Origin of the sequence: Photobacterium satsumensis (assembly GCF_050336935.1) — a bacterium.
Lineage (GTDB): Bacteria > Pseudomonadota > Gammaproteobacteria > Enterobacterales > Vibrionaceae > Photobacterium > Photobacterium satsumensis.
Genome location: NZ_JAKJSK010000007.1, coordinates 649,589 through 662,880, shown reverse-complemented (window position 1 = coordinate 662,880; position 13,292 = coordinate 649,589). Strand labels below are relative to the sequence as shown.

Below are 13,292 nucleotides of genomic sequence, written 5' to 3'. Positions count from 1 at the left end.
CTTATAGAGTGTTACGAAAATAGATCGGCCCCAAAATTTCTAGTGACATCCATCTCTTTGATCTTTCTTCCTAAAGGTTTACTAAAGGACGAACTTACCCGAGGGAGGAACTGCCCTTCACCTTTACTTGCAACCAGCTTTTGACCATCGACAATTAACTTTCCACGCTGCATCACCTGTACTGGCCACCCCTTAACTTGCTTTCCTTCATAAGGGGTGTAGTCAACGTTGTCGTGCAAATCCTCAGATCTTATCTCTACCTCTTTTTCCATATCCCAGATTGCTAAATCTGCATCCGAGCCGATGGCAATCGTGCCCTTTTGTGGAAACAGACCATAGATTCGAGCGGCATTTGTTGAAGTTAAAGCAACAAACTGGTGGATATCTAACCTTCCCGTATTCACAGCTTCGTTATAAAACAGAGGCAATCGCACCTCTATACCGGGAAGACCGTTGGCGATCTTATTGAACGGAGTTTTCACCCCCTGATTGAGCTTGCCAGAGTCATCGAAACGATAAGGGGCATGGTCCGAAGAAAGGATTTGGAAGGTACCATTACTCAAGCCATTCCATATCGATTCCTGCGAATCAGAGTCTCGAGGTGGCGGACTGCAGCAAAATTTCGCCCCTTCCATCCCCTCTCGATCTAAATCTTGCATCGTTAGAGTGAGATATTGGGGGCAGGTCTCACCGTAAATCTTAAGTCCTTTAGTCTGAGCCTCCCGAATAGCTTTGGTAGCCTCCGCGCAGGAGACATGAACGATAAGCAGAGGTACATCAATAAACTCAGATAAGCTTATAACTCGATTGGCTGCTTCACCTTCACCAATCTGTGGATGGCTAATGGCATGAAACTTAGGTTCAGTGTGCCCTTTTGCTAATAGCCTATCTGTAAGCCAGCGAATCATGTCGTAATTCTCAGCATGAACCATCACCAAGGCTTGCTCTTTTCTAGCAAGAGCTAGGATCTCTAACATCTGATAATCGTCTAATTTGAGTAGCTCATAGGTGGTATAAACCTTAAACGAGGTAATTCCCCGGCGGATAAGTGTGGGTAGCTCATCGTTGAGCACCTCTTCTGTGGGATCTGAAACAATCACATGGTAAGAGAAATCAATTACCGACTTTTCTTTACCACTCTGCTCGTAGCTATCCGCCACCTGTAAAAGGGATTGGCCTTTATGTTGGCAGGCAAAGGGTACTATGGTGGTATTACCTCCAAATGCCGCAGAAACTGAGCCTGAATAGAAATCATCTGCAGTCATGATCCCGTGGGAAGACGATTGCTCTATATGGCAATGAGCCTCAACCCCTCCGGGTAAGATGTATTTTCCTTGAGCATCAACTTCATTTTCCCCTGAAGGAAGCCCAGCACCAAGGGCAGTAATCACACCATCTTTGATTCCAATATCACAGTGCATTTTCTCTGTTGCAGTAATCACGGTTCCATTTCGAACAACAGTATCAAATTGGAAATATGTAGAGATTCCCATAGCCTCTCCTTGCTTAATATGTGTCGAACTTAATTTATCTAGACTGATGCAGAATAGCGGTAGGCAGCCGTTGACAACGCTAACCCTATTGACGCTTGTATAGGGTCAATCACTGCGATATTCAGCTCTTTCTCAATTGAGTGGCGATAACTCCCCATACCTGCACAACCCAACACGATGATATCAGTGGCGTAGTCCTGCTTTAGGGTTCTCGCCACCCTAAGCAACTTACTGAGAGCCACATCAGGATCCGATAACTCTCTAATGGATAGGTTGGCGGAGATATCTGCCACAATAAATGGATCATATTGAATCGCTCGGGCATAGCGAGTATGGCGCTCTACAGAAGAATCTGTAATTGAAATAACCCCCACCCTTTGCCCAAGGTTCGATGCATAGGACAGCGCCGATTGCGCGATACCTAATACGGGTTTATTGGTAACTTCCCTTGCTGAAAATATTCCCGGATCCGAGTAGCAAGCCAAAATAAATACATCTGTATAGGCTTCACAATCAGAGATCAATTCCAGCAAAGGGGCAATAACACTATCGGCATCTCTCTGGCTCTCAATACCTTTTGGACCATCATTTAACGTTAGGCACTTAATATCTAAAATATGATCAAACTTATTACCAATGGATTTTTGAATAACCTCCGTTACCTCTGGTGAACTGTTTGGATTTATTACGGTCACTCTATACATAATCAATCACTCTGGTAGAAGAACACCTTTTTGTTCCACGATTCGACCGTAATGCTGAGGCTGTCGGTGCCGCGCAAAGTCAAAAATTGTTTGCTTATAAAATACAGTGTCATCAAGGTCGATTTCGGCTGTAATTAGCTCATCTTCAAGTGTGGTGGCCTTTGCGAGTACTTTTCCCGAGGGGTGAACAATGATAGAACCGCCAAGAAGCGGGAAGCCGTTTTCTAACCCAGCTTTTGCTACGGCAACAACAAAAGTTCCGTTTTGATAGGCTCCGGACTGAATAGAAAGCTCACTATGAAAGGTACGGTCTTCTGCCCCTTCTTCGGGGCGCTGTGAATTTGTAGTCGGGGTGTTGTAGCCTAAAGCTACCAACTCAACACCTTGTAGACCCATAACTCTATAGGTTTCTGGCCAACGTCTGTCATTACAAATACACATCCCAAACAAGCCATGTTCATTGCGATAAACTGGGAAGCCTAGGTTTCCAACTTCGAAATATTTTTTTTCTAAGTGTTGGAAAGTTCTATCAGGATCAAATTTGTCGTGTCCGGGCAGGTGGATTTTCCGATATTTACCAATAATCTGACCATTGGCATCTACCAAGATAGAAGTATTGAAGTAGCGCTTCGAATTTCCTTCTACCACGGCCTCGGCATAACCCAAATAGAAGCCGATCCGATATTCTTTGGCTCTATTGAATAGCTCCTGAGTAACAGCATTAGGCATTTCTTCTTCAAAATAGCCATCAACTTCTTGCTTGTCTTCAATATTCCAGCGAGGGAAAAATGTCGTCAAAGCTAACTCGGGGAACACTACAAAATCACAATTGCTCTTATGAGCTTGGTCCAAAAGAAGTAGCATTCTTTTCACTACTATTTGTTTTGATTCTGAGCGCTGTATCGGGCCTAGTTGTGCACCGGCCACTTTTATTTGTCTAGTCATAAATACTCTCTTTAACTAATCCGCTTTAGTTAAATTGAGTGTTACAGCTTTGTAAATTATTGACCAATTCGTTAAGAAGCAGAGAGTATAACCCTAAGTTATAGAGCTATGACCTAGCGCTCATTATCATGTATAAGAGTAAACAAGTGCTGCATCAGGTTCGGCGATATAATGATGAGGAAGATGGGGTTAGCAATAAATAACAGCGCGTAACGGTCAGTGAAAGCTCAATCAATCATTTTCTTTGCCTTTACCTGCTGGCTAATAACCTCACTCCACTTCGCTATCATATTGACCAGTTCAACTTTCTTAACTGGTTTGGTTAAATAATCATCCAGTCCGCGTTGGTGGCTGTTTTCTTTTTCTTCTACCATCGCATGGGCAGATAACGCTATCACAGGGCACCAAGGGAACCGTCCATTTTTCTGTAACGCCCTTATCTCGGCTGTTGCCGCGTAACCATCTTTGCGCGGCATCGAGATATCGGTAATGACCATATCTGGCTGGTGTCGTTGATATAACTCCACGGCTTCGATACCGTCTTTGGCGAAAACCAACTCTAATTGACTGTTCGCTAGCATGGCTTCGACCAGCATCCGGTTTACTTGGCTGTCTTCAGCCACCAGCACGGTAAGCTTAGGTAAAACACTTTCATCGACAGTTGCAACAGTACGCAATGGCTGGACTGTTTGTTCTTGTTGGGCGGGTTGCGGTTCAAGGGGGATAGTAAATGAAAAACGTGAACCAACCCCTTCTTCAGACTCTACTGCCAACTGCCCACCAAACATCGCAATGAGATGTTTGCAGATAGCTAAGCCAAGACCTGTTCCTTCAAATTCTCGAGTCGCTGAATTATCAACCTGTTCGAACTTTTCCATGATAAAAGGGAGACGGTCGGATGGAATACCCATTCCCGTATCTTCGATAATGAACCGATAACTAACACTTTGGGAGGCCATAGACTCGACTTCAGCAACCGTCAGCTTAATGTGCCCTTTCTCGGTAAACTTCACTGCATTGCCCAATAGGTTCAGCAATACCTGGTTCAAGCGCCCTTTATCGCCAACAACTCGGGTATCTATATCTGATGGCATATCCAGTATTACCGGTAAACCTTTGCTCTTTGCCTGATAAGCACTGAGCTCGATGGCTTGTTCCAGAACTTCGCGTAAATCAAACGGCGACTGTGTAAGCGTTAACTTTCCTGCTTCAATTTTGCTGTAATCAAGAATGTCGTTGATAACGGTGACGAGGTTTTCTGCAGACTTATTGATGATCTTCAGTTTCCCATGCAGCTCAGGAACAGTGACTTGATCAAGCAGCATTTCACTTAGCCCCATAATCGCATTCATCGGGGTACGAATTTCATGGCTCATATTCGCTAAAAATTCAGATTTAGCATTGTTAGCTTTTGTTGCTTGTTCCAATGCTGATTCAAGTTGTTTATTCACCTGTCGCCGCTCAGTTATATCTCGCTCAACGGCAATAAATCGAATAACCTCTCCGTCAGAGTCCAGTACCGGGGAGATATCCATCTCGACCCAGTACGGCTGTCCATTACTAGAATAATTAAGTAACTCTACTTTTACTGGCCGTTTTTCATCCAGCGCTTTCGACATTTGCTCTACCGTAGCGGCATCTGTCCCTGCCCCCTGTAATAATTTACCGGGTTGCTTGCCAATGACGTCAGCCGAGCGATACCCCGTCAGCACCTCGAAGGCAGGGTTAACCCACGTAATAAGCCCTTTTGCGTCCGTAATAATAATGGCATCCCTTGCATGCTCAGCCACTTGTGCCAGTTCGGTTATTTTCTCGGTCAATACAACTTGCTGTTCATGTTTCTTAGCAAGATTTTCTTGGGCATTCGCCAGAGATCGGGACATTGAATTAAAGGCTTCACTCACTTGGCTAACTTCATCATTACCGGTAACCGTGATTTGCGCACCCGGCCCTATTTTCTCAATACGCTCAACGCCTTGTTTGAGCTTATCTAAACGTCGTAGCAGATAAGTCCCTAGAGCAAAGGAGAAAATCGCGACAAGCACCATTTCCAATACGGCTATAAGTATGCTCAGGCGAGTGGCTTGCGACATTAAAGCCTGGAAATCGCTAACTCTCACCCCCATTTCAACTTTGCCGTAATACTGACCAGCGACTTCAATGTTGCTATAAACATCGTAAACACCATCAATAACTTCTGAAGGCAAGCTATCCACCGTTACATCTTGGTATTCACCGTGGCGGGTGAGTTCAACGCCATTACGGTCAACGATACGTATGTAAGCAAGGTTATGTTCATTGGTTATCGACTCAGCAAAACTATCAAGGTAGGCAAGATCCGTAGCCAGTACCGCATCTCGTGTTGCGCTGGCGAAAACACTCACTAACTGCTTACTACCCGTTTCAAGGCGGCTATTGTTAGACGTCTTCAACCACTGCAAACCAGTAAAGATTAATAGCGCCAAAACCAAGGCTTCAATTAATGCGATACCTAGTATGGTTTTAGTTCGTAGTGTCATACTCCGCCTCACCCATGCTGATAGCTATAGTTTAATATCTAGGGCTACAACATCATCCCAGTCGCTATCTTTAGCAGGCTCTAAACCTTTAATACTCAACTGCTCAAACATCGCTTGCGCTTCGGCATTTTGGTTTAATGGTTTAAGGCTTTGCTTTAATTTCAATGCGGTGACTTCATCTAAATTGTCAGAGAAAGCAATGGCGTGAGGGGTATAACTGTTAGTTCGATAAATTATAGTCAACTGTTTTTTTATTGACTCATCCAAACTGTTAAAGGTTCGCATAACACCACCACCAGCAGGGTATATCCCCTTAGCAACAGCCATATAAACCGAGTCATGAGCACCGACATAATTGGGAGTAATTGAAAGCCCTTTTTGACGTAACTCTGATTGTGTCAGTATAGAGGCCGCAAAGGCGCGCGGCGCAGGAAACGCCAAAGAAGCATTATTCAAATCCTCAACGTCACCCTGCCAGCCCTTTTTAGCCACCATGATCCCTGTAATCCGCTTATCTTTGGCTCGAGCAAGCGCTGTAAATCCCGGCGTTTGGTTAACCAAGGTGAAGTGATATGGATTCATATAAGCAATATCATACTCACCCGCGGCCAAACGTTCTTCAAAAGTAGGAATATCTCTTGCAGTCGCAAAACGCATATCAATCCCGGTGACATCACTCCATGCCTTCAGTAGAGGCCCCCACTGTCTGGCTAGCTTTGCTGCTGATTGTTGCGGCACCACACCGAATACTAGGCTTTGTTTATCGTCACCAAGTTCTGAGTTAGCCAATGCACTACCAGAAAACCATACTGAGATTGATAAAGCCGCTACTGTGATTGTACTTTTCAAATTGATTCGCATGTTGCAACCTCCATTATCTTTCTGCTAACAAATTCAATATGTATAAGGGCGAGTTGTTGTAATTACGACGCCCTATTCCTGATACAGAAAAACAGTCAAGATGGATGCCAACTTTAGGCAGTGCGCAGCGATAGCAAACTTGGGGATAAACTGCAGAGCTGTGAAAGAAAAAAAAGCCCAGAGGGAGTAAAACCAAGAGAGTAACTCTTGGCTTTTACTGTTCAAAAAAATCGAGTTGTTTCAAGTAATGCTAAGCAGATAGCTCTCGTCGGACGATTTCTGCGCCGGCACTTAGGGCATTGAGTTTGGCAGTCGAGACTTCACGAGATAAAGGGGCCATGCCACAGTTGGTGCAAGGATAAAGCTTGTCGGCATCAACATACTTAAGCGCTTCTCGTAACGTGCTGGCGACCTCCTCTGGCGTTTCAATGATGTTGGTTGCGACATCAATCGCCCCGACCATTACTTTCTTACCTCGAATAAGCTCAAGTAGCTCGATAGGCACACGAGAGTTGTGACATTCTAGCGAGATAATATCGATATTAGATTTCTGCAGCTTAGGAAACACTTCTTCGTATTGTCGCCACTCAGAGCCTAACGTCATTTTCCAATCGGTATTGGCTTTGATGCCGTAGCCATAGCAAATATGGACAACTGTCTCACACTTCAGGCCTTCAATTGCTCTTTCTAAACAAGCAATCCCCCAATCATTAACCTCGTCAAAAAATACATTAAAGGCTGGCTCATCAAATTGAATGATATCAACACCTGCCGCTTCCAGTTCTTTGGCTTCCTGATTAAGTATTTTGGCAAATTCCCACGCGAGCTTTTCACGGCTTTGATAATGGCTATCGTAAAGCGTGTCGATCATCGTCATGGGGCCTGGCAAAGCCCATTTAATAGGTTGCTTGGTTTGCTGACGCAGAAACTTGGCATCTTCAACAAAAACGGGCTTTTGGCGACTCACTGGACCAACAACTGTTGGTACGCTCGCCTCATAACGGTCACGGATCTTAACTGTCTTACGGTTCTCAAAATCCACCCCACTCAGGTGCTCAATGAACGTGGTCACAAAGTGTTGGCGCGTTTGTTCACCATCGCTCACGATATCAATCCCAGCAAATTGCTGTTCTTGCAAAGACACACGTAAAGCATCGCGTTTGCCATCTAAGAGCTCCTCACCTTGCAATTTCCAAGGCGACCAAAGTGTTTCAGGTTGAGCCAGCCAAGAAGGTTTAGGCAAGCTGCCAGCCGTTGATGTTGGTAATAATGTTTTCATAGTAAATGCTACCCGTAATTCAAGGTATAGATTCGAGGTATGGATTCTAGATATGGTTTCTCGTTATCTATTAAGCGTAATTTGCAGACCATTGCTCAAGAATCGATTGATAGGGTTTGATGAAATGCTCCTCAGCAAACCTTCCTTGCTCAACCGCTAACTGGCTGCGTTCTTCTCGGTCATAAACGATTTGAGTTAACGAATGATCTAGATTTTTCAGGTTTGGTTGATAACACTTACCTGCGACAGCATTGGCATTATAGATTTCAGGTCGGTAGATCTTTTGGAACGTCTCCATGGTGCTAATCGTGCTGATTAGCTCAAGGTTTGAATAATCGTTGAGCAAGTCACCAAAGAAATAAAACGCCAATGGTGCAACGCTATTCGGCGGCATAAAGTAGCGAACCTGTAAGCCCATCTTTTGGAAATATTGCTCGGTCAATGACGATTCACTTGGCTGATATTCAAAGCCCAAAACAGGGTGCTGATTTTCAGTACGGCGATACACCTTATTATCCGACACGCTCAGACAGATCACTGGTGGCTTTTGGAAGTGCTGCTTATACGATCCTGAGTTAACAAAGTACTTAAATAAATTACCATGCAAATTTCCAAAATCATCCGGAATGCTAAACTGGGATTGGTCCTTATTATGAGCCAGCAGTCGAACGCTAAAATCGTAATCTCGTACATAAGACGAAAAATTATTCCCGACAATACCTTCAATACGTTCGTTGGTATTGCGGTCAATAATATTGGTTTTCAGTACTTCAATTGATGGGAAGCTTTCTCCCCTGCCTTGAATCTCCATATCTACAGAGATAATTTCAAGCTCGACAGAATACCGGTCACCATTCGGGTTATCCCAATGCGCTAAGGCATTAAATCGATTGTCGATCATGCGAAGTGCATTGCGCAGATTCTCTTGGCGGCAGTTTCCTCGAGCTAAATTAGCGAAGTTAGTCGTGATTCGGGTGTTATCTGATGGCTGGTAATTCTCATCAAAACAAATGCTCTTAATAGCAAATGTGAAATCGTTATTCATCGTGGTTTGGTATCCTATTTCCTTTGAAAAAGCTGAACTTATTCCTGACTGTTTTTATGGGGATAGTTCTATTTATATTTTTCCCAATCGTTAACTTTCACAGTCCTTTGCTATTTACAACAAAGAGTCTGATATAAAAAAGACTGTAATCTATCTAACGCAAAGAGCAGTCTTTTTTATACTTTGTTCACCAGTTGAATAGAATTGCTTTTGTTTCACTTAGAATATGAGGAAAATTCATAATGCATGATTAATAGCGCCAGCCATAAGTTTTGATATTATTTTTGGCGCTTGTGTAAAACCGCTATGATGAGCAACTGTAATGAGATACCCCACCAGCGGTGAAAAGATCTAACGGTCTTAACTGATTATATTTCTGCTCCACCCACTCAGACTGTTCATCGTATGGATTGGCTAGAACTTTTTGCAGTTCATGGATAAGGGTAAAGTCTCCACTCTTCGCTTGCTCGTAAGCAGGAACAATTAGCCACTCACGCCAGGTATATTTTGGATTTACCTGCTTCATTTGATTTGAAATCTCGTTAAGATCTTGCTCCGGATTGAACTTCTCACGCCACGCGTTCAACCACTGATTCCATGCTTCTTCAAGCTCTTCGCTTGGCGCGGCATAGAAGCTATCCGATATTCCTGAAACCTCTTTGGGCAGGTTTGATAGCTGGCGGAAGAAGATTGTGTAATCAACGTGGGTTTTCATCATCAGTGATAAGAGCTGGCTAAACAGCTCATTATCAAGTGATTCCAACCCAAGCTTTGCAGCCCACATGTTACCGACCTTATCCTCCATCACAGTGGAGAAACCTTCGATGATCTGTTCCAGTTGCTCTAATGCTTTTGGACTTGATTGCAATAGAGGTTTTAACGCTGAGCAGAATGATTCGAAGTTCTTCTCGGCAGCCAGAGGTTGGTTGAAGAAAGCGAAATGGCGGCCACCACCCGTCCATGGTTGGAAATAAGGGTCAAAGTATTCACAGAAACCAAATGGGCCGTAATCAATGGTGAACCCGCCCACGGCGCAGTTATCACTGTTGAAATTACCTTGGCAATAACCGACTCGCAGCCAGTTCGCGACCAAGGACGTCAACCTGTCCCTAAACTCAGTAGCTAAGGTAAGTACTTTATCTGCTATGGGCAAACCAGCATCAATCTGCGCTTTATATTCCCGCTCGATAACGTGCAAAACGATCATTTCCAGCTCGGCCATTGCATTTGGTCGGCCTCCAATACGAGCCCTTCGGCTAAAGAGTTCCAACTGGCCCACCCTTAAGAAGGATGGCGCGACACGGGTGGAAATAGCAACAGGGTTGGAGACCATAATATCTGGGTTTTCCGAACGGGAGCCCTCGCTATACCATGGACGGTCAACGGTTTCGGATTGCGATACAAACAGGCTTAACGATCGGGTCGAAGGAACGCCAAGTGCATGCATATACTCCTGAGCGAGAAATTCCCTTACACTAGAACGCAGTACTGCCCTGCCATCTGCACCACGGCAATATGGCGTGGGTCCGCCGCCTTTTAACTGCATCTCCCACCGCTTGTTATTTAACACGCCTTCAAACACCGAAATGGCACGGCCATCGCCATAACCGTTACCCGTCTTAAAAGGGCATTGCTCTGTGTACTCATTGCCAAAAATAGACAGCGCATAACCTGTCGCCCACCCCATTTTTCGCATAGGTTCAGGGACCTCGGCGATATCACCAGAGAATAGCTTTGCAAACTCATCCGTAAACGCCAAGCTATCGTCTAATCCCAGCTCCTTAAAAAACTGATGGCCATGGCTGACGTAGATAGGATCTGCAATTGGAGAAGGTTTAACTGGCACATAATGCCCAGAAAAAACTTGCCTAGGAAAAAAGTCGACTCCATCTTCTGTGGCATCAGGGTCTGGATTAAGTGTATCCAAGAAAGAATAATCCGAGACCTTCGCAAACTCATTAAGTGTGAAAATGTTGGTAGCTTTTTCAGCCCCTTCTCGTTTACTCATCGCTTTAAGTCTCCATGTATTCAACTTACACTTAAGTGTCTATTAGCAATGATACGTCTACATCGACGAAAAGGCATTAGCTGACGTTTAAATGTAGAAAGGTGTAACCATGAACGACGAGATAGCGTAACGAAAACAGTCACTCAACCACTAGGTAATCCCAGTGTTAATTATCTTTGACCACTTTAAACAGCAATTGCCGTAGCCAGCGGTGACTGGTTTCCGAAGTCCGACTGGGGTGCCAAATAGCGCACAGATCATAAAGATCTTGACCAAATGGTAATGGCAGCGCTTTGATGGAATACAGCTCAGAAAAGGAGTCGATGGTGGATTTTGGCAGAATGCCAATCATGTCAGAGCCCGCGATTATAGGCAGCATTTCTACAGCCCCCGGCGCACGCACAACTATATTTCGCTGATCAAGCTCCGGAATGTCTTCGGCATTTAATAAACTACCGCGCGAGTGCCAGCGAGACACCACCACATGATCTTCTTTAAGAAACTCTTCGATAGTGATCGAATCAGAGAGCCGAGGGTGATGCCTACAGCACACCACGCTAAGTTCCTCAGAATAAAGGACTTGAGATTTTAACAGGCTACGTCCTCGAGGAGGCAGATCGATCACCAGATCATACCGCTGCAACCGTAAGTCCGCCTCCATATCTTCGGTGAACAGAGGGTGGATCTCAAAAGCAATATTCGGCGCTTCCATACGCACCCGCTCAATCAATGCCGGAATAACGCTATAACTCGCCACCGACACACAGGCGATAGAAAATATCCGCTTTGATGTTTTCGGATCGAACCCACGAGAAGCCGATAAGGTCGAACTGAAGTTCTTCAAAGAAGCCGCCAGGGCCGGATAGATATCACTGGCAAATGCAGTCGGCTCTACGCCGCTTGCATTACGGTGAAACAAGGGGTCATCATAAATTTCACGAAGACGTTTTAACCCTTTGCTCACTGCTGGCTGGCTGACTTCCATACGCACAGCGGCTTTAGATAGGCTTTGCTCTTCAAAAACCGCCACAAATATAGGAATGAGATTAAGATCAGTACTTTTCATCTTGGATCCATTTTTATTATTCTTTTAATGCTCAATAATAGGCATTATTTTTCAGTAATATAAAGGCCTATCATTGCTCCTTGTGAACCTTCTCTAGCTTAGGGAGCGCTTTAGGTAACGTCAGCTTATCAAGTGATCTTTGATGGCGACTGATCAACCGCCACATTTTCTTAAATAGGTTTGCGTTTTCTTCGCCGGTTTGGATCTGACTACTTGTTTTCAACCAATTGCTATCATTCGTGACTTTATTCATTTCGAGTTTGTCAGTTGAAAGGCGTAAGTGGCGATAGAGTTGCCCCCTCGCGCTCGACCACTGACCCTTTTTGAGGTCAAGCAAAAACAGAAGCCATGGTGGTTTAGGTTGCGTACGATAAAAGCGTCGTCCAGCAAAGAAGACTGTCAGTGCGGCAGCAACGACCACAACAGCAGTAAGCAATATGCGCAGGTGTGCTTTCACAAAAGAAGCCAGGGTATGGCGAGCATGAAAGTTTTTACCTTCAACCGTTACGGTTTCCAGTTGGTTTGCCTTGGCATTCCACCACTGGAATTGATACTCAGGAAGGCTAAAATCGCCACCTTGCTGAATCACATACACGGTTTCTTCAATCCTGCTCGATTGATAGTCCCCTCGTGTTTGCGAGTCATCTAAACGATGTGGTTGAGGATAACCTTGAAAATATGCCGATGATTCACTGCTCAACAGGTTAGGCAGTAATACAGACAGGCTATCTTGCGCCTGAATCGTCACTTTGCGAGTAATGGCATCACCGACTTTCAGCTCGTCACTCGATTGCTTCCACTCTTGTTTAACCTCCACATTGGATGCGGTAAACCATGGTGTTTGCTCACTAAGCAAGCCTGACGGGAGGTTGACGCTGAAAGTCATTGGTTTGGTATACAAAGTGCCCGACACATTGGACCCATCCGGCGCTGACACTTGTACATTCACCGCCAAAGGCGGTATAGAGTACGTTCCCGATGTTACTGGGTATAAAGTGATCTCCCAACGCTGCCTAGACCAGGTGACGCCCCCCTTTCTCTCGGTATAATTAGTCGCAAGCTGGTTACGCTGCTTAGCGATGACATTGGGTATTTCTACCGCCTCTATTCGCGTACCGCCGGTGAACCAGCGCGGAGTAGCGACTTCAATATAGAGAATGACTTGTTGGTTGACACTGAAGCTAGGCACTTGTTTCTGGCCTGTATCTGCAGTGGTATCAGAGTCAGCCAACCAATACTTAATCTCAACATCATTGCTACGTTGTAAATCTGAAATTGTGACAGCGTAACTCAAGTTACTACCCACACAGGCGAAAACAACCACTAAACGCAAGAAGAAGTGAACAAGGCTCTTTGTCCACGGCTTCAACAT

At 44.8% G+C, this 13,292-nt stretch carries 10 protein-coding genes; all 10 read right to left on the bottom strand.

Translation table 11 applies throughout. The features are described 5' to 3' along the window. Positions 1 to 11 precede the first annotated feature (11 nt). A complete protein-coding gene (gene hydA / locus L4D79_RS14540; protein WP_428652276.1) occupies positions 12 to 1,493 on the bottom strand; it encodes a dihydropyrimidinase in 1,482 nt (493 codons plus the stop codon). Between the two features lie 38 nt (positions 1,494 to 1,531). After that, on the bottom strand, positions 1,532 to 2,197 hold the full coding sequence (locus L4D79_RS14535; RefSeq protein WP_428652275.1) for an aspartate/glutamate racemase family protein: 666 nt from the start codon (positions 2,195 to 2,197) through the stop codon (positions 1,532 to 1,534). A 6-nt stretch (positions 2,198 to 2,203) separates the two neighbouring features. Further along, entirely contained in the window at positions 2,204 to 3,142 is a 939-nt protein-coding gene (locus L4D79_RS14530) for an N-carbamoyl-D-amino-acid hydrolase (RefSeq protein WP_428652274.1), read from the bottom strand. A gap of 227 nt (positions 3,143 to 3,369) precedes the next feature. Further along, entirely contained in the window at positions 3,370 to 5,661 is a 2,292-nt protein-coding gene (locus tag L4D79_RS14525; RefSeq protein ID WP_428652273.1) for a hybrid sensor histidine kinase/response regulator, read from the bottom strand. A 24-nt stretch (positions 5,662 to 5,685) separates the two neighbouring features. Then, on the bottom strand, positions 5,686 to 6,522 hold the full coding sequence (locus tag L4D79_RS14520) for a phosphate/phosphite/phosphonate ABC transporter substrate-binding protein (protein WP_428652272.1): 837 nt from the start codon (positions 6,520 to 6,522) through the stop codon (positions 5,686 to 5,688). Between the two features lie 250 nt (positions 6,523 to 6,772). Next, positions 6,773 to 7,801, bottom strand: coding sequence for a methionine synthase (locus L4D79_RS14515; RefSeq protein WP_428652271.1), 1,029 nt, complete (start codon positions 7,799 to 7,801; stop codon positions 6,773 to 6,775). Positions 7,802 to 7,871: 70 nt separating this feature from the next. Continuing rightward, positions 7,872 to 8,846: a DUF1852 domain-containing protein gene (locus L4D79_RS14510; RefSeq protein ID WP_428652270.1), complete on the bottom strand. Its 975-nt coding sequence runs from the start codon at positions 8,844 to 8,846 to the stop codon at positions 7,872 to 7,874. Between the two features lie 304 nt (positions 8,847 to 9,150). Beyond that, positions 9,151 to 10,854 carry a protein adenylyltransferase SelO gene (locus L4D79_RS14505; RefSeq protein ID WP_428652269.1) on the bottom strand — a complete coding sequence of 568 codons (1,704 nt, stop codon included), beginning with the start codon at positions 10,852 to 10,854 and terminating at the stop codon, positions 9,151 to 9,153. Positions 10,855 to 11,020: 166 nt separating this feature from the next. Further along, entirely contained in the window at positions 11,021 to 11,920 is a 900-nt protein-coding gene (locus L4D79_RS14500) for a LysR family transcriptional regulator (RefSeq protein ID WP_428652268.1), read from the bottom strand. 70 nt (positions 11,921 to 11,990) lie between these two features. Further along, a complete protein-coding gene (locus L4D79_RS14495; RefSeq protein WP_428652605.1) occupies positions 11,991 to 13,292 on the bottom strand; it encodes a BatD family protein in 1,302 nt (433 codons plus the stop codon).

Excerpts from the sequence above, each read along its gene's own strand:
- L4D79_RS14535 (WP_428652275.1), bottom strand. The coding sequence starts at position 2,197 with ATGTATAGAGTGACCGTAATAAATCCAAACAGTTCACCAGAGGTAACG.
- L4D79_RS14505 (WP_428652269.1), bottom strand. The coding sequence starts at position 10,854 with ATGAGTAAACGAGAAGGGGCTGAAAAAGCTACCAACATTTTCACACTT.
- L4D79_RS14515 (WP_428652271.1), bottom strand. The coding sequence starts at position 7,801 with ATGAAAACATTATTACCAACATCAACGGCTGGCAGCTTGCCTAAACCT.
- hydA (WP_428652276.1), bottom strand. The coding sequence starts at position 1,493 with ATGGGAATCTCTACATATTTCCAATTTGATACTGTTGTTCGAAATGGA.
- L4D79_RS14500 (WP_428652268.1), bottom strand. The coding sequence starts at position 11,920 with ATGAAAAGTACTGATCTTAATCTCATTCCTATATTTGTGGCGGTTTTT.
- L4D79_RS14510 (WP_428652270.1), bottom strand. The coding sequence starts at position 8,846 with ATGAATAACGATTTCACATTTGCTATTAAGAGCATTTGTTTTGATGAG.
- L4D79_RS14530 (WP_428652274.1), bottom strand. The coding sequence starts at position 3,142 with ATGACTAGACAAATAAAAGTGGCCGGTGCACAACTAGGCCCGATACAG.
- L4D79_RS14525 (WP_428652273.1), bottom strand. The coding sequence starts at position 5,661 with ATGACACTACGAACTAAAACCATACTAGGTATCGCATTAATTGAAGCC.
- L4D79_RS14495 (WP_428652605.1), bottom strand. The coding sequence starts at position 13,292 with ATGTTGAAGCCGTGGACAAAGAGCCTTGTTCACTTCTTCTTGCGTTTA.
- L4D79_RS14520 (WP_428652272.1), bottom strand. The coding sequence starts at position 6,522 with ATGCGAATCAATTTGAAAAGTACAATCACAGTAGCGGCTTTATCAATC.